The sequence below is a fragment of the Microvirga aerilata genome, from assembly GCF_016743775.1.
GTDB lineage: Bacteria > Pseudomonadota > Alphaproteobacteria > Rhizobiales > Beijerinckiaceae > Microvirga > Microvirga aerilata.
In genome coordinates, this window is the sequence record NZ_JAEQMY010000009.1 from 61042 (window position 1) to 85360 (window position 24319).

Below are 24319 nucleotides of genomic sequence, written 5' to 3' on the forward strand. Positions count from 1 at the left end.
GTCCTCGACTTACCTGTCGAGGTAGGGGTTCAGTCACCTGGTCGATCCAACACCGGCGAAGATACTGATCATTCTGCTGACGCCATTTCGTATGAAGACGAGCAGGAAACCTACCAATACGAAGCCCAAAGCCACCAACTGGGAGGCTGACACATCTGCATCCAGCCAAATCCAGGCCATGAGAACAGCCGAGATAGGCATCGCCGCTATGGCAACTCCTGCAGCGGCGGCAGAGCTTCTGCCCATGCCCCAATACCAGAGCAGGAAGCTCAGAATGGTCGGCCCTCCCGCAAACCAGAGAATGGCCAACCATTGAGACGTTTGAGCATGAGGCCACCCATAGAGCCATGTTTCCACCAGGGCAGGCCCTAAAGATAGAAGAAATCCCAAGCCTGACATAGATGCCGCTATGAAGAAGGCGCTCACCGGTGTGGAAAGCCGCTTCGACAGAACGGTGAAGAGAGCATCGGCCCAGTATGCAAGGATCAGACAGACCAAGCCTAGCATTTGCGCGCCCTCGAGCATCGACGGACCGGAACCGTTCTGGCGGCTTATGGCCAACATGATCAATCCTGCAGATGCGCAGCCGACGGCTGCTTTCTCATGCGCCTTCATCCGCTCTTTCAGAAGGACGAAACCGGTCAGGCTGATGAGAGCAGGAAGAAGCCCTGCCGCAACTCCTGCATTGACGGGCCCTGCAAGGTGAACGCCTTGAAGAAAGAGGATCATGAAGATCACGGTGCCGGTCGCAGCCTGGAAGGTTAAAAGACCCCAGTCCCTTGCCGGCAGACGCACCATCCCTCCATGCAGGAGAGCAACTGGGACCAAGACGCTGGATGAGATGGCATAGCGGATGGCAGCTGCCGTGAAGCGGGGGAAGCCCTGAATCACCAAGTCCGAGACGAGCACCATGCTCCCCGCAAGCATGGAAGCGAGTACCATACTGAGAAAAGGAAGCATGTGCTGCTCTGCCATTTCTGAAAAAACAAGCCAAGGGTTATATGAAATAGCGTAACGAAAAGAAAGCTGATGCGCTCGTATGGCAGGGCGGATTTTGTTGTGATAACGCCCCGGAATGCCTATCTAACTGAAATGCCCAGCCATTCCTCCGACCGCGATGCACTCCAGGCGCTCCTCGACTTCCATGTCGAGGCGGGGGTTGATCTCGCGCTCGACGAGACCCCGCACAATCGCTTTGCGGAGCCCAAGGCCGAGCCCGCCCGGGACAAGGCCGAAACGCCGGCTCCCGCCTCCAAGCCCGGACCGGCTCAGGCTGCCCCCTCCCCCCGCGCCTTGCCGAAGGCGGCAGCGAGCGCCCCTGAGGAGGTGGCAGGCCTTGCCCGCGAGCAGGCGCGCCATGCCCGGTCCCTGGAGGAGCTGGAGGCGATCCTGGCAGGCTTCGACGGCTGCGCGCTTAAATTTTCCGCCAAGAACCTCGCCTTCGCCGACGGCAATCCCGAAGGCCGCGTGATGCTGGTGGGCGAGGCTCCCGGAGCGGACGAGGACCGGATCGGCAAGCCCTTCATGGGCCGCTCCGGGCAGCTGCTCGACCGGATGCTCGCCACCATCGGGCTCGACCGATCCCAGGTGTATGTGGCCAATATCGTGCCCTGGCGTCCGCCGGGCAACCGCACCCCGACGCCGCAGGAGATCGCCATCTGCAAGCCGTTCATCGCGCGGCAGATCGAGCTGGCCTCCCCTGAATTCGTGCTCTGCCTCGGGGGCCCCGCCGCCCAGAACCTGCTGAACATCAAGGAGGGCATCCTGCGCGCGCGCGGCCGCTGGTTTACCTACAAGGCTGAGGATGGCCGCGAGATCCGGGCGCTCCCGACCCTGCACCCGGCCTATCTTCTGCGCCAGCCCCTGCAGAAGCGGCTCGGCTGGCGCGATTTCCAGGCCTTGCGGCGAGCGCTCGACGGCAGGGAGTAGGCTGCTTCCGGCATCCTGCTTCGGAACCGGTCCATACGCTTACGCCTTAAGCTCCTGCAGTGACTGGACTGCGGCTTAAAGGTGGATCATGCGCTGGCAAGACTTTCGAACCTCGTCCAATGTGGAAGACCGTCGCGGCATGGGCATGGCCGGCGGCGTGGGCGGGCTCGGGATCGGAGGCATGGTGATCCTCGGCCTGATCGGCTGGGTTTTCGGCATCGATCCCCGCATCCTCATCGGCGGCGCCGAGATGATGACCGGAGGCGGCTCCGGCTACCAGCAGCAGCAGCAGCAGGGTCGACAGGGCGCCCCGCAGGATGAGGCGGGCCGCTTTGCCTCCGCCATCCTGGGCAACACGGAAGACGTGTGGAACACGGTGCTGCCCCAGCAGGTCAATCAGCAGTATCGGGCTCCGAAGCTCGTGCTGTTCTCCGACGCCACCCGCTCCGGCTGCGGCGGCGCGCAATCGGCCATGGGTCCGTTCTACTGCCCTCTCGACCAGACGGTTTATATCGATCTCACGTTCTTCGAGGAGATGCAGCGCCGCTTCCGCGCCGGGGGCGACTTCGCCTATGCGTATGTGCTCGCCCACGAGGTCGGCCATCATGTGGAGAACCAGCTCGGCATCCTGCCCCGCGTGCAGGAGCGCCAGCGTCAGGTTGGCCAGGCCGAGTCCAACCAGCTCTCGGTCCGCGTCGAGCTGATGGCCGACTGCCTTGCCGGCGTCTGGGCCCATCATTCGCAGCAGCGCTGGAAATCCCTCGAGCAGGGTGACATCGAGGAGGCGATCCGGGCGGCCGAGGCTATCGGCGACGACCGGCTGCAGCGTCAGTCCGGCGGCCGCGTGGTGCCAGACTCCTTCACCCACGGCTCCTCCGAGCAGCGCGTGCGCTGGCTGACGACGGGCTTGAAAAGCGGGCAGATCCAAGCCTGCGATACGTTCCGGGCAAGCCGGCTCTAAGATCAGGGCTTGGCGTTATCCCGGACGGCGTGAGCCGATCCGGGATGACACCCGTGGAACGCTCTGTCGTCCTGCGCTAGATCAAGGCTACGCAGCACGGAGATCCCATGCCCGGCATCGACGAAACACTCCCCTTCATCCCTCTCGGCATCGCGGTGCTGACGGTCTCCGACACGCGCTCCTTGGAGGATGACAAGTCTGGCTCGACGCTTGCCGAGCGGCTCACGAAAGCCGGTCACAGGCTCGGGGATCGGGCCATCGTGCCGGACGACGTGGAGGCGATCCGCGGCAGGGTGCGGGGCTGGATCAATGATACCGCCATTGACGTGATCATCACCACGGGCGGCACGGGCTTTACCGGCCGCGACGTGACGCCGGAGGCCATCGAGCCCTTGTTCGACAAGCGGATGGAGGGCTTTTCCGCCGTCTTCCACCGCATCTCCTACGACAAGATCGGCACCTCGACCGTGCAGTCGCGGGCAACGGCAGGGGTCGCCGGAACCACGTTCATCTTCGTGCTGCCGGGCTCCCCCGGCGCCTGCAAGGACGCCTGGGACGGGATCCTGTCGAACCAGCTCGATTACCGGCACCGGCCCTGCAACTTCGTCGAGATCATGCCGCGTCTCGACGAGCACCTGAAGCGGGGCAAGCTGCAGGCCGGCTAGGCCTTCCTCAGGCCAGCGACACGGTCTCGGCAATCACCGAGTCGAGCACCAGGTCGTCGGTGGCGCCCATGAGCCAGAGATGATCGATCTCGTAGCGCAGGATCGGCCGATCCCACCAGCGGTCGAGCAAAGAGGCGAGCGCCGCCGCCTCAGGCGGATCGAGATCGTCCGTCATGTTGTAGAGGCCGACCACGTACAGGTCGGTCTCGCGGCAGCCCAGGCTGCGCTGGATCTGCCGGAAGACGTTCTCGCCCTTCCGGCTTTCTGGATAGGCCCGCAGGTACAGGCGCCCCCGGTTCACGTTGCCGGAAAACAGGCCCCGCAGCTCGACCGTGATCGGCCCGACACCTCTCAGGTCCCGCAGCCGGCTCCTGTCGAGCGTGGGCGGCTCACCTGTCGAGAGCGAGCCGCAAATGGTGGCATGCAGCTTGCTCCTGCGCCTATCGAGCAGGCTCCAGGCAATCTTGCCCGCGAAGGGCGCTGCCCGCATGGCCTCGTCCAGATCGTGATAGGCCGGCGCCTGCGCCAGAGCATCGCCCGGAACCGGCAGCACCAGCGAGAACACCCGCTCGTGCCGTCCCATCACATAGGATGAGCCCTCGCGCGTCGCGATGATGCGCGGATGAGACGGAGCGACCAGGGGCAGGTGCGCAAGCCGGTAGGTCTCGTCGAGGGTGAGCCCCTCGCCAGGCTGGAAACGGGTTCGGCTGCGCTCGAAGCCGAGCTCGGCGTCCGGGCAGAACAGGATTGTCGAGGGTGGGTTACTCATTGGACGCTCAATGGAAGACAGGATCGCGCTCGATGGTCGCGGCAAGGCGCACGGGCGCTCGTGGCTTGCCGTGGTGGATGAGGATGCGGCGATGAACGAGATCGCCGGCGCGGATCGGGGTGCCCGCGAAACGGCGCCCCATGGCTTCCGCCCAGGCCCGCAGAAGGCCCGCGCGGCGGCACAGACGGGCCATGCTCTGCTGAGGCCCGGCAAGGCTGACGAAGCGGTCGACCGCCCGGATCCAGCCCTCCTGCGGAATGTCCCCGTCGTCGAGGCAAAGCAGCCAGTCGCGCCGCGCCGCCTTCGCTCCCTCCGCCCAGGCGGCACCATCAGCCACGACCAAGGTCGCGCCTGCGGCATCGGCCACCATGGCCAAGGCGGAGTCCTGTCTTTCGCACAAGATGACGGCATCGCCCACGAGACCTTCCGCAACAGCCGGAACGAGGGCGCTCAAAGTGGCGGCCAGAGCCTCGGGCCCATGGGTGACGCGAACCAGAACAGTGATCATCCGAACAGTATAGCCACACTCATCCCCACCGTCGCTAGGACAATCTAGCGACCGGCATCTTGAATTTGTTCTTGTTTTGTTCTTAAGCTTGGGGTGTTCCCACCTGCAGATTCGCTTGAGGCCGCCATGACTGTTCGCGCCAAGGACAATTCCCGCGATTTCGTCCGCTCCAGGCCTGTGAAGCGCACCCCGCTGGAGGCGGCGGAGGCGGCCCGGCGGCGCATGGACGATCCGGCCTACCGGTTCGAGATGGAGCGCCGACGGGGCCGAGGTGCGGCGGCCAATCCGAGCGGGCGCTACGAGGCGGCCCAGCGCGAGGGCTTCGACGACGGCTGGGAGATCGAGGAGGAACTTCCGGCTCTTCCCACCGAGGTGATCGTCGAGAAGCCGCGCACGATCATCAATCGAAACGACTCGCCCGACATTCTCTTCGAGAAGTCGATCAATCCCTATCGCGGCTGCGAGCACGGCTGCTCCTATTGCTTCGCCCGCCCCACCCACGCCTTCCAGGGCCTGTCCTCCGGGCTCGATTTCGAGACCAAGATCTTTGCCAAGCCGAACGCCGCGGAGCTGCTGGAGAAGGAGCTGCGCGCCTCCAGCTACCAGCCCACGACCATTGCGCTGGGCTCGAACACCGACCCCTACCAGCCGGTGGAGCGGCGATTTCGCATCACGCGCTCCATCCTTGAGGTCCTGCATCGGACGAACCATCCCGTCGGGATCGTGACGAAATCGGCGCTCGTGACCCGAGACATCGATATCCTGAGCCAGATGGCCGGCCGGCAGCTCGCCAAGGTGGCCGTCTCCATCACCACCCTCGACCCCAAGCTCGCCCGCCGGATGGAGCCTCGCGCAGCCTCCCCGATGAAGCGCCTCGAGACGGTACGCAAGCTCACGGAGGCCGGGATTCCGGTGACCGTGCTGGTGGCGCCGGTCATCCCGGCCGTCAACGACCACGAGATCGAGGCCATTCTGAAGGCCTCCGCCGAGGCCGGTGCCCAGGAGGCCGGCTACGTGCTCCTGCGCCTGCCGCACGACCTCAAGGACCTGATGCGCGACTGGCTCGCCGAGCACTACCCGGACAAGCTCAAACACGTGTTCACCCTGTTGCAGGAGGCCCGCGGCGGCAAGGATTACGATGCCGAGTGGAGCACCCGCCAGTCCGGCATCGGCCCTTATGCCTGGATGCTCGGCCGCCGCTTCGAGACCGCAGCCGAAAGGCTCGGGTTGAACAAGCGGAACCTGAGGCTGCGGACTGACCTGTTCCAGGTGCCGCCGAAGGAGACGGGGCAGTTGAGCTTGTTTTGAGCAATAGACCCAGCTGCGCAAATCATTATTATATTGCGTTGAAATGATAGATAGATTGTCGTTATCATATGACTGCATCTGCCCTAATGGTTGATCGCCAGCCGGTTCTTGTCGGTGAGAGCCTCGTGCTGCGGCCCATGCGTTCCGATGACTTCGACGAACTTTACGCCGTCGCAAATGACCCATTGCTATGGGCGCAGCACCCCGAACCCACACGCTGGCAGAAACAAGCATTTGAGCGTTACTTCAATGAGATGGTCGTGTCTGGTGGGGCCCTTGTCGTGATTGATCAAGCAACTACCAGGTTGATTGGCGCATCACGCTTTCAGATCACCTACGAAAACGATCTTGAGATTGGATGGTCGTTTCTAGGCCGTGCCTACTGGGGTGGGCCCACCAATGCGGAAATGAAACACCTCATGATCGACCATGCATTTGGGACAATTGATTCGGTCATCTTCCGAATCGGAGCCAACAACGCCCGGTCGCGGCGGGCGGTTGAGAAGTTGGGAGCACTCCTCGAAGCAACCTTCGAGAGCGCGCGTGGCCCTGCTGTGACGTATAGATTGCGACGCGGGGACTGGGTTGGCAGACACGATTCCATGACCTTTGTCACTGTCGATAAGTAAGCAACTCCCCCGATGGTGATCGTTTGATCTTAGCGAGATGACAAATGGTCCAACCAGCAGTTTTGTATCCTTATGAGCTCATCGATTCGCTCACCGAAATCACCCGGTCTCGGCCTCGACCGTGAGCTTTCCGCTCGCGCGCAGGGTTATTCCTGCATCGCCGGCCTCGACGAGGTCGGGCGTGGGCCGTTGGCAGGGCCGGTGGTGTCGGCGGCCGTGGTGCTCGATCTCGACCACGTCCCACAGGGCTTGGCCGATTCGAAGGCGCTGACAGCGGCCAGGCGTGAGGCTCTGTTTGCCGAGATCCTGGCGACGTCCAGGGTCGGCCTCGCCTCGGTCTCGCATCAGGAGATCGACACCATCAACATCCGGCAGGCCTCCCTGCTTGCCATGTGCCGGGCGCTTGCCGCGCTCCCCTGCAAGCCGGACATGGCGTTCGTCGACGGCAACGATCCGCCGGGCCTGCCCTGCTCAACGGAAGCGGTCATCAAAGGTGATTCGAGCATCGCCTCCATTGCGGCGGCCTCCATCGTGGCGAAAGTGGTCCGCGACCGCATGATGGCGAGGCTCGGACAAGCTTATCCTGCTTATGGTTTCGCCAGCAACGCGGGCTACAGCACGAAGGCGCATCTCTCGGCGGTCGCAAGCGAAGGGCCGTGCCCCTTCCACCGCTTAAGTTTTTCACCCTTGCGCCAAGGGTTACTGGACCTGTAACCGAGCTTAACGCTCGTTAACCCGGAAAACCCAATGAATTCAATAAGTCGGCAAGTTTTGCCGACCCAAAATAGCACGCGTTTTTTCCGGCTTGGAAACCTCATCTTTACCCTAACCGCACATGATCGGGACTGTTAGTTGCGTAACCGGTGATCACCCATGGGTACCTTGCGTACCGGGGCTGCCGGCGCCGCCTCCCGGATCAGTGTCTCGCGTACCGGGCGGTCTGCGCCGGCTCCTCGGACGGGGCGTAAAGCCCCCTTGTCCGTTCTGCCGCCTTCTCTTCCTCTCAATGAGATCCTTCTCGGCGACTGCATCGCCAATCTGGAGAAGCTTCCCCCTGAGAGCGTGGACGTGGTCTTCGCGGACCCGCCCTACAATCTTCAGCTCGAACAGGCGCTCACGCGCCCGGACCAGAGCCTCGTCGACGCCGTCGATGACGACTGGGACAAGTTCGCGAGCTTTGCCCATTACGACGCGTTCACCCGCGCGTGGCTGCTTGCCGTGCGCCGCGTGATGAAGAAGAACGCGACCCTGTGGGTCATCGGCTCCTATCACAACATCTTCCGCGTGGGCTCGGCCCTGCAGGACCTGAACTTCTGGATCCTGAACGACATCGTGTGGCGCAAGGCCAACCCGATGCCGAACTTCAAGGGCCGCCGCTTCACCAACGCGCACGAGACCATGATCTGGGCCTCGAAAAGCGCCGAATCAAAGGGCTACACCTTCCACTACGACGCGCTGAAGGCCGGCAACGAAGACGTGCAGATGCGCTCGGACTGGTTCATACCCCTGTGCACCGGCGACGAGCGCCTGAAGGACGAAAACGGCCGGAAGGTTCATCCGACCCAGAAGCCCGAGGCCCTGCTCGCCCGCATCCTGCTCTCCTCGTCCAATCCGGGCGACGTGGTGCTCGATCCGTTCTTCGGCTCCGGCACGACGGGCGCGGTCGCCAAGATGCTGGGGCGCAACTTCATCGGCCTCGAGCGCGATTCGACCTATGCCAAGGCGGCGCGCAAGCGCATCGATGCGGTCGAGCCCCTCTCGGACGTTTCGATTGCGGCGGCGCCCGAGAAGCGCACGGAAGTGCGGGTGCCCTTCCTGTCCATCGTCGAGGCCGGCCACGTGAAGGCGGGCGAGACGCTGGTGGACGAGCGCGGCCGCCACAAGGCGGTGGTGCGGGCGGACGGTACCTTGGCGCTCGGCGCCATCGTGGGCTCCATCCACAAGATCGGCGCGCTCACGCAGGGCTTCCCGTCCTGCAACGGCTGGACCTTCTGGCACGTGGAGCGTGAGGGCAAGCTCGTCTGCATCGACGAATTCCGCGCGAAGATGCGGACGGAGATCGCAGCCTGAGGGTTCCCTGCGACACCGCAAATCTGTTAAAGGGCTGGCCGCGCGCCGGCCCTTTTCGTTTGCGGCACGCAGGCATCGGACCCAGAAGTGGCTTCCACGTCTGGGATCGATTCCGAAGCCACTACATTGACTGGCGCATCGTTCTTCGCGGGAGACCGGGTCCCCTTTTCCGCACGATGCTCTAGCTTTTCGTCACAGAGGCGTCATCCGACACCGCTAGCGCGGGGGCAGCCTTACCAATAGCGAGGAACCGCCCCGTGTCCATCAAGCGCTTTCTTCCCCTGCTCGTCGCCCTGATGCCCACCTTCGCCCAGGCGCAGGGCCTTTCCGGCAACCTGGTTCTCTACACCAGCCAGCCCAACACCGACGCCCAGCAGACCATCGACGCCTTCAAGGCGAAGAACCCCGGCGTCACCGTTACCTTCGTCCGCGACGGCACCCCGAAGATCCTGGCCAAGCTCGGCGCCGAGTTCGAGGCGGGCCAGCCCCAGGCCGACGTGCTGCTGATTGCCGACAGCGTCACCATGGAAGGCCTCAAGAAGGAGGGCCGGCTCCTGGCGCACGACAAGGCCGACCTCTCGGCCTATCCCGCCGGCACGCACGACCCCAAGAAATTCTGGTTCGCCACCAAGCTGATCACCACAGGCATCGCCTACAACACCAAGGCGTCCTTCAAGCCGACCTCGTGGGCGGACCTGACCAGGCCTGAGATCAAGGGCCAGCTTGTCATGCCGAGCCCGCTCACCTCGGGAGCGGCCCTCATCCATGCGGCGACGCTGACCGGCACCATGGAAGGCGGCTGGAAGTATTACGAGGCCCTGAAGGACAACGACGCCGTGGCCGGCGGCGGCAACGGCGACGTGCTGAAGCAGGTGGCCGGGGGCCAGAAGCTCTACGGCGTCATCGTCGACTACATGCCGATCCGCGAAAAGGCCAAGGGCGCATCCGTCGAGTTCGTGTTCCCGAAGGAGGGCGTCTCGGCCGTGTCCGAGCCGGTGGCCATTCTCAAGAGCACGAAGAACCCGGACGCCGCCCGCGCCTTCGTCGATTTCCTTCTGTCGAAGGACGGCCAGGAGCTGGCGCTCAAGCAGGGCTACATCGCGGCGCACCCGGCCGTTGCGCTGCCCGCCGGCTACCCGCCCCGCGAGCAGATCAAGGTCATGGGCTTCGACGCCGCCAAGGCGCTCGCGGATGAGACCAAGAACAAGGCGGCATTCGCCGAAATCTTCGGACAGTGAGACGACAAGCTCAGGCCAAGTCGTTCCTGGAGCGGGGAGGTTTCGGCCTTCTCGCTCTTATCGCTTTGGCCGTCCTCGCCTTCGATGTTCTGCCTGCCGTGCGGCTGGTGCTGGCAGCCTTCGCTCTGGGCGGAGCGTTCAGTCCGGACGCGGCGCTCTCCGCGCTTTCCAGCCGGTCGGCCATGAACGCTTCGCGGGCAACCCTGGAAACGGCTTTTCTGTCGAGCCTGCTGGCCCTTCCGCTCGGCGGCGCCATGGCGCTCGTCCTTGCGGTGACGGATGTTCGCGGGCGACGCATCGCCTCGTTCCTCTTCGTCCTGTCGGTGATGATCTCGCCCCAGGTGATCGCGCTTGCCTTTCTTCATCTCGCCGGTCCCGCATCGCCGATCCTGAACAGCCTTGGCCTTGCGCCCGAAGCGGGCACCGCCAATCCCATACTCGGACGCGGCGGCATCATTCTGGTGCTGGGCCTGCATCATGCGCCCCTGGTTTACGTGGTGCTGAGCGCCGGCCTGAAGCGCATTCCCCTTGCGGTCGTCGAGGCGGCCCGCATGGACGGCGCGCAGCCGCTGCGGATCGTCACGGACCATCTTCTGCCCCTGCTTCGCCCGCATCTCCTGGGCGCAGCCCTGCTCGCCTTCGTGGCCGGTGTCGGCAATTTCGGCATTCCGGCGCTGCTCGGCGCACCCGTGAACTACCTCACGCTCCCGGTGCTCATCTATCGGCGGCTGTCGAGCTTCGGCACGGGCGTGATCGGCGATGTGGCGGCGCTCGGCCTGCTCGTGGCCGGGATCGCCATCGCCTGCGTGGCCCTCAGCCAGTTTCTCACCCGCAAGGATGGCATTCTCCTGGAGGAGGACGCTTCCTTGAAGCCGTTCTGGCATCTCGGGCGTGCCCGCATCATCGCCGAGGCCTTTGCGGGTCTCGTGATTGCCGTGACGCTGGTCCTGCCCGTGCTGTCGCTGCTGGCAGCAGCGCTCGTTCCGTCCTACGGCATGCCGCTCAATCTTTCCACGATCACCCTCGACAACTTCGTCGAGGTTCTGGCGCGGCAGGACGTGACGGTGCGCGCCTTCATGAACTCGCTGGTTTATACGGGCGGCGCAGCGTTCCTGCTTGCGCTCCTGTCCGTGCCGGTCGCCTACGGATTGGTGCGCCTGATGGGACCCGCGCGAATCCTGGCAACGGCCCTCCTGGAAATCTCCTATGTGCTGCCCGGCATCGTGCTGGCCATCGCCTGCATCCTCCTGTTCCTGAAGCCGCTGCCGGTGATCGGCCTGTCGCTCTATGCCACGCCCTGGATCATCGCCTTCGCTTACGTTGCCCGTTTCCTGTCGGTGGCGCTCAAGCCCGTGCTGGCGGGAATGACGCAGATCGACATCGCCCAGGAGGAGGCGGCAGCCATGGACGGCGCCCGCCTGCCCCAGCGGCTCCTCGGCATCGTCCTGCCCTCGCTGCTCCCGGCGGCCGTGGCCGGCGGGCTGATGGCGTTCCTGCTCGCCTTCAGCGAGCTGACCGTCTCGGCCCTGCTCTGGACGGCCGGAACCGAAACCATCGGCGTGGTGCTCTACAACCTCGAAGAAGCGGGCCTTGCGAGCCAGGCATCCGCCGTTGCGGTGGTTATCGTGGCTGTGGTGACGGTTGCGATGCTCGCCCTCGATGCGCTCGGCAGATACCTGCCGGAAGGCACCCTGCCCTGGCACGGCGCGACGGATGCGGCTGCGGTTACAGCCAAGGCATCTGGTCTATTGAATGCTGACTTAGAAAGGGCCAAGCGCTTCGAGCCGGCACCAGCCCTTGGTGCTTAGAAGCTTTTGCAGAGCAAAGCTCTCCGGCGGCTCAATGGAAGCGACGCAACTTTATCCTTGCTGAGCCCCGGCTGCCATGAACTACAATGGAGCGATGAGAATCGCCGTTATCGCTGACATCCACGGCAACCTGATCGCCCTTGAAGCCGTCCTTGCTGACATTGCCAGGGAGAAGCCCGATCTGACCGTCGATCTGGGCGACTGCGTGTCAGGACCTCTTTGGCCTCGCGAGACGATCGAGCTTCTTGCTACCCTGAAACTTCCCACGGTCAGGGGCAATCACGACAGGCAGGTTGCGACCCTTGCTCCGTCAACCATGGGTGCGTCCGACCGCTTTGCCTATGGGGAACTGGACGTCAGGCATCTGGAGCACCTGAAGGCGCTGCCGCCGAGCCTTTGGGTAGCACCGGATGTCCTAGCCTTTCACGCAACGCCCCATCGGGACGATGTTTACCTGACGGACGCCGTCGTCGACGGACGGCTCGTTCGTGCCGGCATCGCCGACATCGAGAAGCATCTCGGCCAAACCACCGCGCGGGTGATCCTGTGCGGGCACAGCCACAGGCCCGACGCAGTTCGCCTCGGCAACGGCGCCCTGATCGTGAACCCCGGCAGCGTCGGCTGCCCGGCTTATGACGACCCGGTGCATCCGGCCCATGTCTCGGAAGCAGGAACGCCCCATGCGCGGTATGCAATCATCGACATGCGGTCGAATGCTGCCGTGAACGTGGCGTTCAAGGCCCTGAACTATCCGCATGAGGCCGCGGCCCAACGGGCAGAGGCCAACGGCAGGCCGGAATGGGCTCATGCGCTCAGAACAGGCATGACGCTGCATTCGGTCGAGTGAACTGGAAGGGTAGGCTGAATTGTCGATATGGCCGGCATCATGCCGGCCATATCGTTTTAGCTCACGGCTGAGACCGCGCCGACAGCCAGCTCATCAACTCCGCATCGAAGAGAGCGCTCTCCTCGAGCTGCGGCGTGTGCCCGCTTTTTTCGAACACGCGAACCGTCAGGCTCTTGAACCTGCTCCTGTACGGCTCCCAGGCAGCATAAGGCGCCACGAGGTAATCGTAGCGCCCCAAAGCCAGGAAAACCGGAGCTTCTAGCCGCTCCAGACCTTGCGCGATATCGATATCGCGAAACGCCTCGCCCCAGAGATGGTCGAAGACGGGCATGTTCACATGCACGCCCTCCCATAAAGGAGCGGCATCGAACCCGTAGTCGTACCAGCTTCTCGCCCCCATCCTCACGCAGAAGGTGACGAAGCGCTTTTCCGGTGCGGCTTCGATCTCAGCTGGAAGAAGCGCGAGATCGCTTGCGAGCCTCGCCTTCCGCTCGGGGCAGACGGATTCCTGCCAGTACTGCTCCGTCGCCGCTTGATGCGCGGCACCGTGGCTCGGGCCGGTGGCGATGATCACCACATGGGACACATGCTGCGGATGACGCTTGGCATATTCCAGCGCCATGTAGCCGTGACCGGAATGGCCGATGACGATCACCTTCTCGAAGCCGAGATGCTTTCTCACGAGATCGATATCGTCGAGCACCACATCCAGGGTGTATTCCGACGGCGGAACATTCTCGGACAGATGCGCGAAGCCGCGATGGTCCGCAAAGACCAGCTTCAGCGATTGCCGTAGGGCTTGCGAAAAAACGCGCGGATAATAGACCGCGCTTCCGATCACGAGGGCAGGCGTTCCAGCGCCCTCGACGGAATAGGCCAGCTCGAAGAGCCCGGACCGGATCGTCCCACGCTCGATGGCGTCTTCTGATGCTTCAGACATTGTGGTTCTTTCATCCATAGGTCGTCATCCTGCCGAAACAATGGTTTCGGCGTGAAAGGCATGGCAAAACGGCCCGCATGGCAGGCTCATTGCCACGGATTTTCAGGCGGGATAGCGTCGCTAACGGATGAGGCGCACGGGTGAAGTCCTTCGGCTGCGAAGCCCTTGTTGTGCTCCAAGCCAGCGCACTTGTGAAGCCCCGGCCCCTCATCAAATCTGAAGAGCTCCCGCACGGTTCTGGCGGGCTGCGGCAGGGCTGGCATTGCGGGAAGGTGCGGCTTGTCCCCAGGGCCGGAACATTCCCCTATGCCGATCCCGCTTCAACGCTTTAGCATCATCTCATGGCTTCTTCGTCTCTCGACCCCTTCCGCCTCGCCTTCACGGAACCCTCCTGGGACGATCTGCGGATCTTCCTGGCCGTGGTGGCTCATGGATCGATGAACAGCGCCGCCAAGGCGCTCGGCCAGAGCCAGCCGACGATCGCGCGGCGCATCAAGGTGCTGGAGGAGACCGTCGGGCTCTCCCTGTTCCAGCGCGGCCCCAACAACCTCGAGCTGACCGAGGCCGGGCAGGCCATCCTCGAGGCCGCAGTTCCCATGGGGGATGCAGCCGCCATCGTGTCGCGCACGGCGGCGGCCTACCGCCCCGATCCCGATGCCCCCGTGCGGATCACGGCAACCGCCTCCGTCACCATGTTCCTGTCGCTACACTCGGCGGAGCTGCACCAGGCGGCCTCCCCCGTGGAGATCGCCTATATTCCAACCCGGCGCAGGCTCGATCTGGCGTCCGGCGAGGCCGATATCGGCCTGCGCATGCGCACCCTGCCGGAGGGCACGGACGACCTGGTCGCGAGAAAAATCGGGCAGATCGCCTTTGCCATCTATGCGCGCACGGACAATCCCACCGCCGTCATCGCGCCGCCGGAGGACCCGACCCTGTCCCGGCAGGCGGCCTATGTGGCCGAATTTGCGCAAGGCCGCACCATCGCGGCCCGCATCGGCGACATGCCGATCCGCTACCAGGCCGCGAAGGCAGGACTTGGCGCGGCCTTCCTGCCCTGCTGGCTCGGCGATTCGGACCCGGATCTGGTTCAAGTGGTGAAACCCGAAGGCGACCTGATCGAGGACGTCTTCCTCGTCATGCACCGCCGCAGCCGCACCCGCCCGAACGTGACGCGGGTGGCGAATGCGCTGGCCAACCTGTTCAAGCGCAATCAGAAGGCGCTGGTGGGGGTCTGAGCGTTGTTCCTGGCTATTTAGGCTTTCCAAATGGGGGCAGAACAGGAGCGTCGGTATCGTTCCTCCCTCACCTGCCTGGCAACTCAAGGAAACGGAGCGTCTTGCCCCAGCATCACTTTAGCAAAGGCCATCCTACGCCCGGTGGCGGTTATGCTCGGATGCTGCCTACGGCTTGGGCGTGCCATCCATCAGCTTTCCCACCGCCGCCCTGATCTCATCGGTGATTCCTACCGCATAGGCAAAGCACCGCCTTGGATCGAAGCTGCAGCTCCCGGTCTTTCTGCCGCTGTAGGACGATACGACCCCAGCCACCTCAGGCCCGGATGAGCCTTCGACCAGGACGGCGCTTCCAGAAGCTCCGATGCTGGTTGAGCAGTCGAGTTTGTATCCGGCAGGTTCGATCCGATCGATGGTGACCCCGGCCCGGACCTTGCATGTTTGATAGACGCGCATGAACTGCGACACGTATTTGAAACCCTCCTGGTGCATGGTAACGAGGGTTACAGGCGTGTTAGGCCGAACTGCTTGCGAGGCTAAGGGATAAGGCTTCACGCCTGGAACCGGGCTCTCCAGTTTGAGCACGACCCAATCGAACCGGTCCACAAACGAGCGCTGCTTCGCCGCGTTGAAGATCGCGCTTTTGACGATGACCGGATACCAGTTCGAACGCTCCCCATCGGATACCTCAAGCGAGCATCGGTTTGGTTTGGATGCGGCGCTGTAGTCCTTCTGGGCAGGCTCGGCCATGAACACATGACGCACGGTCAGTACGATATCGCCCCTCTCGACGAGCGCCGCGCTGCCGGAGGTGAAGTTGCACATGATGCGCTGGCTCGCAGCATAGGGCTGGGCGGTGAGATCGTTGCCGATCCCCTTCTCCCGGTAATGGTCCAGGAGAACCTGCCGATTGTCTTTCCCGATCACCCCAGCTTGAGCCAGCGGGGAAAGCTGAGCGCACCAAATGACCGCAAGGCTCAAAGTCAGCGCGTATTGTCCTAATCGGGTCATGTGCTGCCCCCTTACCGTCGACAGGATCAACATGATGTGACGATATAATGAGCTACGATCCCGATTCGTTGCCGGCTGGGTTGGCTTTTTTTCCTGTTCCGGCAATCAGGGCCTTCCCGCCCGGCAGCTCGCCCAGCGCATGCGCCAGTACCTTCTTCATGGCGCCGGGCAGCGCCTCCTCATGCAGCTGCAGCCGGGGCGTCCAGCGCATCTCGTCAGGCGCCGGCGTTCCCTTGGCGACCTTGGCGAAGAGCACCGTCAGCTCCAGAGGAAAGTGGGTGAAGACGTGCCGGACGGTGCCCGGCAGGCGCTGCCAGCGGGCCTCGATGGGGGCGTCGAGCACGGCGCGGGAGGGCTGGTAATCCGGCTCCCAGGCGCTTGTTGGCGGTTCGACCATGCCGCCGAGCAGTCCCGTGGGCGGGCGGGTGCGGAGCAGGATCGTGTCGTCGGCGCGAAGCACCACGAAGGCTGCCCCCTTTCGCAGCTGCCCGGCCTCCTTCTTCTGCTTCTTCGGAAAGGTTTCCTGCAGGCCCTCGGAGCGGGCGCGGCACGGCCTCATCCATGGGCACAGCGCACAGGCGGGCCGCTTGGGCGTGCAGATGGTGGCGCCGAGATCCATGACCGCCTGGGCGAAATCGCCCGGCCGATCCTCGGGCACGAGCTCCTCGGTCAGGCTCCGAATCAGGGGCTTTGCCTTGGGCAGGGGTTCCTCGACCATGAAGACCCGGGACATGACCCGCTCCACGTTGCCGTCCACCGCCGCCGCCTTCTCGTTGAAGGCGATGGCCGCGACGGCAGCTGCCGTATAGGCGCCGATGCCGGGAAGCTTGAGGAGTTCGGCCTCTGTCGAGGGAAAGCGCCCGCCGTGTTTTTCCACAACCGTCTTGGCGCAGGCATGGAGGTTGCGGGCGCGGGAATAGTAGCCGAGCCCGGCCCAGGCATGCATCACAGCCTCGGATGGGGCCTCGGCGAGCGCCTCGACCGTGGCGAACCGCTCCAGGAAGTTCAGGAAGTAAGGCTTGACCGCCGCCACCGTGGTCTGCTGCAGCATGATCTCGGACAGCCAGACGCGGTAAGGGTTTGCGGTCTCGCCCGGCTTGGCGCGCCACGGCAGGTCGCGCCGGTGACGGTCGTACCAGACGAGGAGATCCTGCGGGTCGGGCTTGGTCGCGCTCAAAGCGGGCGTTAACATGTGACGTGGAATAACGGTCTTGGATCCATATTCCAACGCGGCTTTTGGACATTCAACATGAGACGACCGAGGCCTTTGGCCCGCCCCCTTGCCGAATTTCTCGATGTCTGCTTGTCCCCCAGCCTGGCAGCGCAGGGCTTCGCCACCTCCGACATCATCATGGCCTGGCCCGAGATCGTGGGCGAGCGGCTGTCCGCCTTCACCCAGCCGCTCAAGATCGAATGGAAGCGCAAGAGCCCCCATGCGGATCCGGAATCGCGGCCCGATCCGGCAACCCTCGTGGTCCGGGTGGAGAGCGCCTTTGCGTTGGAGCTCCAGCACCTTGCCCCCACGGTCATCGACCGGGTGAACACCTATTACGGCTGGCGCTGCATCGGAAAGCTCGTGCTGAAACAAGGGCCTGTGCGGCGGGTTGAGAAGAAGCGCCCGGCCGCTCCCATCCTGTCGCCTCAGGACCGGGAGAAGGTCGACAGGGCCGTGCAGCCCATTGAGGAGGAATCCCTGCGGGCGGCTCTCGACCGGCTGGGCCAGGCGATCGTCAGCTCCGGTTCACGCACGAAAGCGTGAGATATCCGGCGCTTGCCTCTTAGGGCAAGGCATTCTACCGCAGAACGAAATCCTTTCAGGAGTTCCCTTACGATGATCACCCGGCGTCAGACGCTTCAGCTTCTCGGAACCGCAGCCGTTGCGGCCTATTTCGCCACCAGCCTGCCGGCACTCGCCCAGAACGTGTCCGCTCAGGACCTTGCCGTCCAGGGCCCCCTCGGCGACGTGGCCATGGGCCCGGACGACGCCAAGGTGACCATCATCGAGTACGCCTCGCTCACCTGCTCCCACTGCGCCAATTTCCACAAGACCACCTGGCCGGAGCTGAAGAAGCGCTACATCGACACCGGCAAGGTGCGCTTCGTCCTGCGCGAGTTCCCCCTCGACCCGCTGGCCACCGCCGGCTTCATGCTCGCCCGCTGCGACACCAAGGATAAGTACTACCCGATCACGGACCTGCTCTTCGAGCAGCAGCGGAACTGGGCTTTTACCGACAAGCCCCTCGACGCCCTGCGCGGTCTCATGCGCCAGGCCGGTTTTTCACAGGAAAAATTTGACGCTTGCCTCAAGGACCAGAAACTATATGACGCAGTCAATGCGGTGAAGAACCGGGGTATGGAGCAGTTCCGTGTGGACTCCACGCCGACCTTCTTCATCAATGGTCAGCGTCATCCTGGAAGCCTGTCGATCGATGAGATTGAAAAGGTCATCAAGCCGATCCTGGGAGAGTAAGCTCCTTCACCTTGCCCCCATGGGGCGGGACGGGAAGGCGCGTCCATGAAGCTGACGCGCCTTCGCATCGCAGGCTTCAAGACCTTCGTCGAGCCCACCGACTTCCTGATCGAGCCGGGCCTGACCGGCGTCGTCGGCCCCAACGGCTGCGGCAAGTCCAACCTCGTCGAGGCCCTGCGCTGGGTCATGGGGGAGAACTCCTTCAAGAACATGCGCGCCACGGGGATGGACGACGTCATCTTCTCCGGCTCCGGCGGCCGTCCGGCCCGCAACTGGGCAGAGGTGATGCTCACCATCGACAATGCGGAGCGCACGGCGCCCGCCGCCTTCAACGACACGGACCTCCTGGAAATCTCCCGCAAGATCGAGCGCGAGGAAGGCTCCACCTACCGCGTCAACGGCAAGGAGGTGCGCGCCCGCGACGTGCAGATCCTGTTCGCAGACGCCGCCACCGGGTCCCGCTCGCCGGCGCTGGTTCGCCAGGGCCAGATCAGCGAGATCATCTCGGCCAAGCCTCAGGCCCGCCGCCGCATTCTCGAAGACGCCGCCGGCATCGCGGGGCTTCATGCCCGCCGCCACGAGGCAGAACTGCGGTTGAAGGCCGCCGAGGACAACCTGGTTCGCGTCGAGGATGTGATCCGCGAGCTGGAAAGCCAGATCGAGAGCCTGAAGCGCCAGGGCCGCCAGGCCTCCCGCTACAAGAACCTTTCCGCCGAGATCCGCCGGCTCGAAGCCCTCATGTACGCCATCAGCTTCGCCGAGGCCCGGGAGCAGGCGGCAACCGCCGAGCGCCAGGTGGCGGAGAATCTCAAGGCCGTGGCCGAAGCCACCGAGGAGCAGACCCGGACCGCCACCGCCCAGGCGGTGGCCGCCCACGCTCTTCCGGCCCTGCGCCAGGCGGAAGCCGCAGCCGCAGCCGCCTTGCAGCGCCTGACTCATGCCCGCAACGAACTCGAATCGGAGGAACGCCGCTCCAAGGAGCGCGTGACCGAGCTGGAGCGGCATATCGGCGACCTCAACCGCGACCTGGCTCGCGAGGCCGCCCAACGCACGGACGCCGAGGCCACTATCGAGCGTCTTCAGTCGGAGGCCGCCGAGATTGCGCTCACCACCGACGGGGCGGACGATACCCGCGCCGAGGCCGAGGAGCGCCTCCACGCCGCCGAGGCGGAACTGGCCGAGGCCGAGGCTGCGCTGGGCGCCCTTCAGGCCCAGACCTCAGATCTCAACGCCCGCCGCGCCGCCCTGGAGCGGGCCATGCGCGAGGAGATGGAGCGCGCCGCCCGCTTCCGGTCCGAGAAGGAGCGGTTGGAGCGCGAAATCGCGGCGCTGTCCACCTCCACGGAGGACGGCCCAGCCCTCGACGACCTGCGCGAAGAAGCGGCAATCGCCGAGGAGATGGCCCAATGCGCCGAAGAGGCGGTGATCGAGGCGCGCGAGGTTCTGGCAGCCGCCCGGGACGCCGAGAACCGCCTGCGCCAGCCTCTCAACGAGGCGGAGCGCCGGGCGCAGCGCCTCGAGACCGAAGCGCGCACGCTCGCCAAGCTCGTGACCTCCGCCACCGGCGACCTCTGGCCCCCGGCGGTCGACCAGATCACCGTCCAGAAGGGCTATGAGACGGCGCTGGGCGCAGCCCTGGGCGACGATCTCGAGGCCTCCACCAACGCCTCCGCGCCTCATCACTGGGCCGAGACGACAGCCGGCGAGAACGATCCCGCCCTGCCGGAGGGTGTGCGCTCCCTGGCAGACCTAGCCCAGGCGCCCGCCGCCCTTCAGCGCCGCCTTCGCCAGATCGGCGTGGTGAGCAAGGCCGATGGGCTTCGCCTGCGCGGGCTCCTCAGGCCCGGCCAGCGGCTCGTATCGCAGGAGGGCGACCTGTGGCGATGGGACGGCTTCACCACGGCAGCGGAAGCTCCCTCCCCGGCGGCCCGGCGCCTTGCCGAAAAGAATCGCCTCGGCGACCTGGAGCGCGAGGCGGCGGAGGCCCGTGAGGCGGCCGAGCACCTGCGCCAGGAAGCCGAAGCGGCGCTCGATACCGTCCGCAAGGCCGCCTCGCACGAGATGCAGGCCATCGAGGCCGCTCGCCAGACCCGTCAGGCTCTCGATGCAGCCCGGACGCGCCTGACCGTCGCAGAGCGCCGGGAAGCCGAGCTCGGCCAGCGCCGCTCTGCCCTCCAGGAGGGCTTGACGCGTCTGTCGGAAAGCGAAGCGGAGGCCGTGGAGCGCGTGCAGGATGCGCAGGACGCCCTGCAGGACCTCGCTCCCGCACCCGACCTGGAAAGCCGCTTGCTCGAGGAGCGCACCCGCGTGGCCGAGCGCCGCGCAGCCGCGTCCGAGGCACGGGCCGCCCTCCAGTCCCTCATGCATGAGGCGGAGCTGCGCCGCCGCCGGCAGGAGGCCCTCGCGGCCGATATCCGCCTGTGGACCGAGCGGACGACACGCGCCGCCAGGGCTTTGGAGGATCTCGGCGAGCGTCTGGAGCGGGCTCAGGACGAGCACCAGCGGCTCCTCGAGGCTCCCGATACCTACCTGATGCGCCGTCGCGCCCTTATCGCCGAGGTCGAGGAGGCTGAGGCGAGGCGCAAGGAGGCCGCCGACCGCCTAGCCGATGCCGAAACGAGCCTTGCCGAGACGGACCGTGCCGCCCGCGCCGCCCTGGAGGCCATGTCGGCCGCCCGCGAGGCCCGGGCCGGGTCCCAGGCGCGCCACGAGGCCGCTCTGGCCCGCTTGGCCGAGATCACCCGCACCATCGCGGAAAACCTGGAGACGACCCCGGCCGGGCTCATCGAGCTGGCCGGCTTGAAGGACGGCGTCGAGCTGCCCTCCCACGGGGAGATCGAGTCCAAGCTCCACTCGCTCAAGAACGACCGGGAGCGCCTCGGCGCCGTGAACCTGCGCGCCGACGAGGAACTCTCCGAGCTTGAGGCCAAGTACAACAGCATCGCAGGCGAGCGGGACGACCTGGTCGAGGCCATCAAGCGCCTGCGCCAAGCCATCGGCAGCCTCAACCGGGAAGGCCGCGAGCGCCTCTTGGCCGCCTTCGACGTGGTGAATGGCCATTTTCAGCGCCTCTTCACTACCCTGTTCGGCGGCGGCACGGCGGAGCTGACCCTGGTCGATTCGGACGATCCATTGGAAGCCGGCCTCGAAATCCTCGCCCGTCCGCCGGGCAAGAAGCCCCAGAGCATGACCCTGCTGTCGGGCGGCGAGCAGGCGCTCACGGCAACCGCCCTGATCTTTGCGGTCTTCCTCACGAATCCGTCTCCCATCTGCGTGCTCGACGAGGTGGACGCGCCCCTCGACGACGCCAATGTGGAGCGCTACTGCGCCCTCCTGGAAGACATGGCCCGCCAGACGGAGACCCGGTTCGTGGTGATCACCCACAATCCGATCACCATGGCGCGCATGGACCGCCTGTTCGGCGTCACCATGGCGGAGCGGGGCGTCTCGCAGCTGGTCTCGGTCGATCTGCAGAGCGCCGAGCGCATTCTTGAGGTGGCTTAAGGCTTTCAGCCGCCGCCTTCGTTCAGCCTCAAAAACATGTGCGCTTTCGGCCCACGCTTGCGCAAAACCGCCGTTATATAAATAATTTCAAAAGCTTAGATCTTTTCAGACTTTCCTTGACAGGGTGGACCCCCGCTCATATGGTGCGCCCGGCTTTCGGGGCTGGTTTCCAAGCATTTTCCCGCAACGCTTCAAAGGAGATCGCAATGGCGGACCCTCAAGAGCGGAACGGCGAGAATGAGCGGAAAACGAGCGGCGCCGATGATGCCGACCTTTCAGCGAGACTGAAATCGCTCGACGCGCGGATCTCCCAAGCATCCGTTCATCGAGCCGAGTCAGAGCCTCGTGCCCGCCAGACGTCAAACTCCACCGCACTCGGCCAAGCCTTCAGGCTCTCGGCCGAATTCGTTGCAGGCGTCGCGGCAGGCGGAATTCTAGGTTGGCTCGTCGATCGTTTTCTCGGGATTTCTCCTTGGGGTCTGATCGTTTGTCTCATACTCGGCTTCTGCGCCGGGATGCTCAATCTGATGAGAGCATCGGGGGTGGTCAAACCCTCCCGGTATGACGAAAAGCGTTGACGAACCGGACTTTCGAACGCCAAACGGCATTTGACAACAGCGAACTTTGAGAGCGGATCATGGCGAGCCCGATCGAACAATTCCAGATCAAGCCCATCATTCCGGTTATCAATTTCACCAATTCATCCCTGTTCATGATCGGCGCCGCCGCCGTGATCGTCGGCGGCCTTCTGCTGGCGACCCGCAAGCGCGCCGTCGTTCCGGGCAGGGCCCAGTCGGTTGCAGAGGTCCTGCACGATTTCGTTGCGAACACGCTTGTCGATGCCACGGGCAGGGAAGGAATGAAGTTCTTCCCTCTCGTCTTCTCCCTCTTCATGTTCGTGCTCACCGCGAACCTGCTCGGCATGATCCCGGGCTTCTTCACGGTCACCAGCCACATCATCGTGACCTTCGCTTTGGCCATGCTGGTGATCGGCACCGTGGTGGTCTACGGCTTCGTCAAGCACGGCACCCATTTCCTGGGGCTCTTCGTGCCGTCGGGCGTGCCGGGCTGGCTCCTGCCGTTCATCGTGGTCATCGAGCTCATCTCGTTCCTTTCCCGCCCGATCTCCCTCAGCTTGCGTCTTTTCGCGAACATGCTCGCCGGACACATCGCGCTGAAGGTTTTCGCAGGCTTCGTGGTCAGCCTCCTGGCGGCCGGCGGGGCGCTGACGATCCTCGCTCCGCTGCCGCTTCTCATGGCGGTTGCTCTCATGGCGCTCGAGTTCCTCGTCGCCGCCCTGCAGGCCTACGTCTTCACGGTGTTGACCTGCATCTACCTCAACGACGCGCTGCACCCGGGGCACTAGGTCTGCGCTGAGTTACCCCTTCCCTCCCGATCACGTTATTCCCAAGGAGATCACAATGGATCCGGTTGCTTTCAAGTTCCTCGGCGCGGGCCTCGCCTGCATCGGCATGGGTCTCGCCGCTATGGGCGTTGGCAACATCTTCGGCAACTTCCTCTCGGGCGCTCTGCGTAACCCGTCGGCCGCTGACAGCCAGTTCGCTCGCGCCTTCATCGGTGCGGCGCTCGCGGAAGGTCTCGGCATCTTCTGCCTCGTCGTCGCTCTCGTTCTGCTCTTCACCTAATTCAAGACGGTGATCGGGAGGTCGAGGCGTGCGAACGCTTCGCCTCGACAAGGGTGACGGCGGATCGAAACCGCCGTCATTCATGTTTCCGGCGCATCGTGCGGAAAAAGTGGGGACCGGTTTCCCTGCCGAACGATACGCCGACTGGGAGATTGGGCATCGGATGAATCCCAAAAGTGCGTTCCACTTTCAGGTCCGATGCTAAGATTATCCATCCTTTAGGATCTGCTCCATGGCTCAGGCTCAGACGACCCACGCCACAACAGAGGCCCACGGCGGCGCTCACGAGGAAGCCGGCTTTCCGCCCTTCGCGTCGGAGACTTTCGGCGGTCAGCTCCTGTGGCTCGCCATCACCTTCGTGGTGCTCTACACCCTGCTCTCACGGCTGGTCCTCCCGCGCCTGAGCGGAATCATCGAGAACCGCCGCACGATGATCGCCGGCGATCTCGACGAGGCTGCCGCCATGAAATCCCGCGCGGAAGAGGCGGGCTCCGCCTACGAGAAGGCCCTTGCCGAAGCCAAGGGCCGCGCACAGGCTCTCGCTCAAGAGACCCGCGCCAAGCTCTCGGCCGAGAGCGATGCCAAGCGCAAGGCGCTTGAAGCCGACCTCAACCAGCGCCTGGCCGAATCGGAGGCCACGATCGCTGCCAAGAAGGCAGAGGCCATGGGCCATGTGCACGGCATCGCCCACGACACGGCAACGGCCATCATCGAGCGCCTGACCGGCAAGGCTCCTGCTCCGCAGGCCGTCGAGGCCGCCCTCAACCAGATCAAGGCCTGA

At 64.5% G+C, this 24319-nt stretch carries 24 protein-coding genes; 18 read left to right on the plus strand and 6 right to left on the minus strand.

What is annotated here, in order from left to right:
* Positions 1–33: 33 nt before the first annotated feature.
* Complete coding sequence (locus JKG68_RS08405) at positions 34–960, minus strand: DMT family transporter (protein WP_202058035.1); 927 nt, start codon at positions 958–960, stop codon at positions 34–36.
* A gap of 132 nt (positions 961–1092) precedes the next feature.
* Between JKG68_RS08405 and JKG68_RS08410 the strand changes: the two genes are divergently transcribed.
* From JKG68_RS08410 to moaB, 3 genes are all read left to right on the plus strand, one after another.
* Positions 1093–1929, plus strand: a complete 837-nt coding sequence (locus JKG68_RS08410; RefSeq protein ID WP_202058037.1) for a uracil-DNA glycosylase — start codon at positions 1093–1095, stop codon at positions 1927–1929.
* A gap of 88 nt (positions 1930–2017) precedes the next feature.
* Complete coding sequence (ypfJ, locus tag JKG68_RS08415) at positions 2018–2890, plus strand: KPN_02809 family neutral zinc metallopeptidase (protein ID WP_202058039.1); 873 nt, start codon at positions 2018–2020, stop codon at positions 2888–2890.
* A 107-nt stretch (positions 2891–2997) separates the two neighbouring features.
* Entirely contained in the window at positions 2998–3555 is a 558-nt protein-coding gene (gene moaB, locus JKG68_RS08420) for a molybdenum cofactor biosynthesis protein B (RefSeq protein WP_202058043.1), read from the plus strand.
* Positions 3556–3562: 7 nt separating this feature from the next.
* On the opposite strand, the gene JKG68_RS08425 is transcribed toward moaB, so the two are convergent.
* Together JKG68_RS08425 and JKG68_RS08430 are read right to left on the minus strand one after the other, a co-directional pair.
* Entirely contained in the window at positions 3563–4324 is a 762-nt protein-coding gene (locus tag JKG68_RS08425; RefSeq protein ID WP_202058044.1) for a hypothetical protein, read from the minus strand.
* Between the two features lie 7 nt (positions 4325–4331).
* Positions 4332–4832, minus strand: coding sequence for a hypothetical protein (locus tag JKG68_RS08430; RefSeq protein WP_202058045.1), 501 nt, complete (start codon positions 4830–4832; stop codon positions 4332–4334).
* Between the two features lie 222 nt (positions 4833–5054).
* Here JKG68_RS08430 and JKG68_RS08435 point away from each other — a divergent pair, with 222 nt between their 5' ends.
* The 7 genes from JKG68_RS08435 (at position 5055) to JKG68_RS08465 (ending at position 12732) form a co-directional block, all read left to right on the plus strand.
* Positions 5055–6140, plus strand: coding sequence for a PA0069 family radical SAM protein (locus JKG68_RS08435; RefSeq protein WP_246515236.1), 1086 nt, complete (start codon positions 5055–5057; stop codon positions 6138–6140).
* An 86-nt stretch (positions 6141–6226) separates the two neighbouring features.
* Positions 6227–6769, plus strand: coding sequence for a GNAT family N-acetyltransferase (locus JKG68_RS08440; protein ID WP_202058049.1), 543 nt, complete (start codon positions 6227–6229; stop codon positions 6767–6769).
* Between the two features lie 72 nt (positions 6770–6841).
* On the plus strand, positions 6842–7483 hold the full coding sequence (gene rnhB / locus JKG68_RS08445) for a ribonuclease HII (protein WP_246515221.1): 642 nt from the start codon (positions 6842–6844) through the stop codon (positions 7481–7483).
* 159 nt (positions 7484–7642) lie between these two features.
* Positions 7643–8839 (plus strand): site-specific DNA-methyltransferase, encoded by a 1197-nt coding sequence (locus JKG68_RS08450; RefSeq protein ID WP_246515223.1) that lies wholly within the window; start codon positions 7643–7645, stop codon positions 8837–8839.
* A 263-nt stretch (positions 8840–9102) separates the two neighbouring features.
* The gene (locus JKG68_RS08455; protein ID WP_376773123.1) at positions 9103–10077 is read left to right on the plus strand and encodes an ABC transporter substrate-binding protein; all 975 of its coding nucleotides are present in this window, start codon (positions 9103–9105) and stop codon (positions 10075–10077) included.
* Complete coding sequence (locus JKG68_RS08460; RefSeq protein WP_202058053.1) at positions 10074–11885, plus strand: ABC transporter permease; 1812 nt, start codon at positions 10074–10076, stop codon at positions 11883–11885. Before JKG68_RS08455 ends, JKG68_RS08460 begins: the two co-directional genes overlap by 4 nt.
* A gap of 94 nt (positions 11886–11979) precedes the next feature.
* On the plus strand, positions 11980–12732 hold the full coding sequence (locus JKG68_RS08465) for a metallophosphoesterase family protein (protein ID WP_202058055.1): 753 nt from the start codon (positions 11980–11982) through the stop codon (positions 12730–12732).
* Between the two features lie 61 nt (positions 12733–12793).
* On the opposite strand, the gene JKG68_RS08470 is transcribed toward JKG68_RS08465, so the two are convergent.
* Positions 12794–13672 carry an alpha/beta hydrolase gene (locus JKG68_RS08470; RefSeq protein WP_202058057.1) on the minus strand — a complete coding sequence of 293 codons (879 nt, stop codon included), beginning with the start codon at positions 13670–13672 and terminating at the stop codon, positions 12794–12796.
* A 341-nt stretch (positions 13673–14013) separates the two neighbouring features.
* On the opposite strand from JKG68_RS08470, the gene JKG68_RS08475 reads away from it, so the two are divergent.
* A complete protein-coding gene (locus JKG68_RS08475; RefSeq protein WP_202058059.1) occupies positions 14014–14910 on the plus strand; it encodes a LysR family transcriptional regulator in 897 nt (298 codons plus the stop codon).
* Between the two features lie 165 nt (positions 14911–15075).
* Here JKG68_RS08475 and JKG68_RS08480 read toward each other — a convergent pair whose 3' ends face one another.
* On the minus strand, positions 15076–15918 hold the full coding sequence (locus JKG68_RS08480; RefSeq protein ID WP_202058061.1) for a trypsin-like serine peptidase: 843 nt from the start codon (positions 15916–15918) through the stop codon (positions 15076–15078).
* 52 nt (positions 15919–15970) lie between these two features.
* Positions 15971–17110, minus strand: a complete 1140-nt coding sequence (gene mutY, locus JKG68_RS08485; RefSeq protein ID WP_202058063.1) for an A/G-specific adenine glycosylase — start codon at positions 17108–17110, stop codon at positions 15971–15973.
* Between the two features lie 57 nt (positions 17111–17167).
* On the opposite strand from mutY, the gene JKG68_RS08490 reads away from it, so the two are divergent.
* The 7 genes from JKG68_RS08490 to JKG68_RS08520 all read left to right on the plus strand — a co-directional run bounded on the left by JKG68_RS08490 (position 17168) and on the right by JKG68_RS08520 (position 24319).
* Positions 17168–17677 carry a DUF721 domain-containing protein gene (locus JKG68_RS08490; RefSeq protein WP_246515225.1) on the plus strand — a complete coding sequence of 170 codons (510 nt, stop codon included), beginning with the start codon at positions 17168–17170 and terminating at the stop codon, positions 17675–17677.
* Between the two features lie 72 nt (positions 17678–17749).
* The gene (locus JKG68_RS08495; protein WP_202058065.1) at positions 17750–18388 is read left to right on the plus strand and encodes a DsbA family protein; all 639 of its coding nucleotides are present in this window, start codon (positions 17750–17752) and stop codon (positions 18386–18388) included.
* A 45-nt stretch (positions 18389–18433) separates the two neighbouring features.
* On the plus strand, positions 18434–21892 hold the full coding sequence (smc, locus tag JKG68_RS08500; RefSeq protein ID WP_202058073.1) for a chromosome segregation protein SMC: 3459 nt from the start codon (positions 18434–18436) through the stop codon (positions 21890–21892).
* Positions 21893–22098: 206 nt separating this feature from the next.
* Complete coding sequence (locus JKG68_RS08505; RefSeq protein ID WP_202058081.1) at positions 22099–22470, plus strand: AtpZ/AtpI family protein; 372 nt, start codon at positions 22099–22101, stop codon at positions 22468–22470.
* 59 nt (positions 22471–22529) lie between these two features.
* Complete coding sequence (locus tag JKG68_RS08510; RefSeq protein ID WP_202058087.1) at positions 22530–23258, plus strand: F0F1 ATP synthase subunit A; 729 nt, start codon at positions 22530–22532, stop codon at positions 23256–23258.
* Positions 23259–23313: 55 nt separating this feature from the next.
* Positions 23314–23538, plus strand: a complete 225-nt coding sequence (locus JKG68_RS08515; protein WP_134494401.1) for a F0F1 ATP synthase subunit C — start codon at positions 23314–23316, stop codon at positions 23536–23538.
* 232 nt (positions 23539–23770) lie between these two features.
* Positions 23771–24319, plus strand: coding sequence for a F0F1 ATP synthase subunit B family protein (locus JKG68_RS08520; protein WP_202058090.1), 549 nt, complete (start codon positions 23771–23773; stop codon positions 24317–24319).

What these genes read in the sequence shown, in the direction of transcription:
- JKG68_RS08405 (WP_202058035.1), bottom strand. Translation starts at nt 960, where the DNA reads ATGCTTCCTTTTCTCAGTATGGTACTCGCTTCCATGCTTGCGGGGAGC.
- JKG68_RS08410 (WP_202058037.1), top strand. Translation starts at nt 1,093, where the DNA reads ATGCCCAGCCATTCCTCCGACCGCGATGCACTCCAGGCGCTCCTCGAC.
- ypfJ (WP_202058039.1), top strand. Translation starts at nt 2,018, where the DNA reads ATGCGCTGGCAAGACTTTCGAACCTCGTCCAATGTGGAAGACCGTCGC.
- moaB (WP_202058043.1), top strand. Translation starts at nt 2,998, where the DNA reads ATGCCCGGCATCGACGAAACACTCCCCTTCATCCCTCTCGGCATCGCG.
- JKG68_RS08425 (WP_202058044.1), bottom strand. Translation starts at nt 4,324, where the DNA reads ATGAGTAACCCACCCTCGACAATCCTGTTCTGCCCGGACGCCGAGCTC.
- JKG68_RS08430 (WP_202058045.1), bottom strand. Translation starts at nt 4,832, where the DNA reads ATGATCACTGTTCTGGTTCGCGTCACCCATGGGCCCGAGGCTCTGGCC.
- JKG68_RS08435 (WP_246515236.1), top strand. Translation starts at nt 5,055, where the DNA reads ATGGACGATCCGGCCTACCGGTTCGAGATGGAGCGCCGACGGGGCCGA.
- JKG68_RS08440 (WP_202058049.1), top strand. Translation starts at nt 6,227, where the DNA reads ATGGTTGATCGCCAGCCGGTTCTTGTCGGTGAGAGCCTCGTGCTGCGG.
- rnhB (WP_246515221.1), top strand. Translation starts at nt 6,842, where the DNA reads ATGAGCTCATCGATTCGCTCACCGAAATCACCCGGTCTCGGCCTCGAC.
- JKG68_RS08450 (WP_246515223.1), top strand. Translation starts at nt 7,643, where the DNA reads ATGGGTACCTTGCGTACCGGGGCTGCCGGCGCCGCCTCCCGGATCAGT.
- JKG68_RS08465 (WP_202058055.1), top strand. Translation starts at nt 11,980, where the DNA reads ATGAGAATCGCCGTTATCGCTGACATCCACGGCAACCTGATCGCCCTT.
- JKG68_RS08470 (WP_202058057.1), bottom strand. Translation starts at nt 13,672, where the DNA reads ATGTCTGAAGCATCAGAAGACGCCATCGAGCGTGGGACGATCCGGTCC.
- JKG68_RS08475 (WP_202058059.1), top strand. Translation starts at nt 14,014, where the DNA reads ATGGCTTCTTCGTCTCTCGACCCCTTCCGCCTCGCCTTCACGGAACCC.
- JKG68_RS08480 (WP_202058061.1), bottom strand. Translation starts at nt 15,918, where the DNA reads ATGACCCGATTAGGACAATACGCGCTGACTTTGAGCCTTGCGGTCATT.
- mutY (WP_202058063.1), bottom strand. Translation starts at nt 17,110, where the DNA reads ATGTTAACGCCCGCTTTGAGCGCGACCAAGCCCGACCCGCAGGATCTC.
- JKG68_RS08490 (WP_246515225.1), top strand. Translation starts at nt 17,168, where the DNA reads ATGAGACGACCGAGGCCTTTGGCCCGCCCCCTTGCCGAATTTCTCGAT.
- JKG68_RS08495 (WP_202058065.1), top strand. Translation starts at nt 17,750, where the DNA reads ATGATCACCCGGCGTCAGACGCTTCAGCTTCTCGGAACCGCAGCCGTT.
- smc (WP_202058073.1), top strand. Translation starts at nt 18,434, where the DNA reads ATGAAGCTGACGCGCCTTCGCATCGCAGGCTTCAAGACCTTCGTCGAG.
- JKG68_RS08505 (WP_202058081.1), top strand. Translation starts at nt 22,099, where the DNA reads ATGGCGGACCCTCAAGAGCGGAACGGCGAGAATGAGCGGAAAACGAGC.
- JKG68_RS08510 (WP_202058087.1), top strand. Translation starts at nt 22,530, where the DNA reads ATGGCGAGCCCGATCGAACAATTCCAGATCAAGCCCATCATTCCGGTT.
- JKG68_RS08515 (WP_134494401.1), top strand. Translation starts at nt 23,314, where the DNA reads ATGGATCCGGTTGCTTTCAAGTTCCTCGGCGCGGGCCTCGCCTGCATC.
- JKG68_RS08520 (WP_202058090.1), top strand. Translation starts at nt 23,771, where the DNA reads ATGGCTCAGGCTCAGACGACCCACGCCACAACAGAGGCCCACGGCGGC.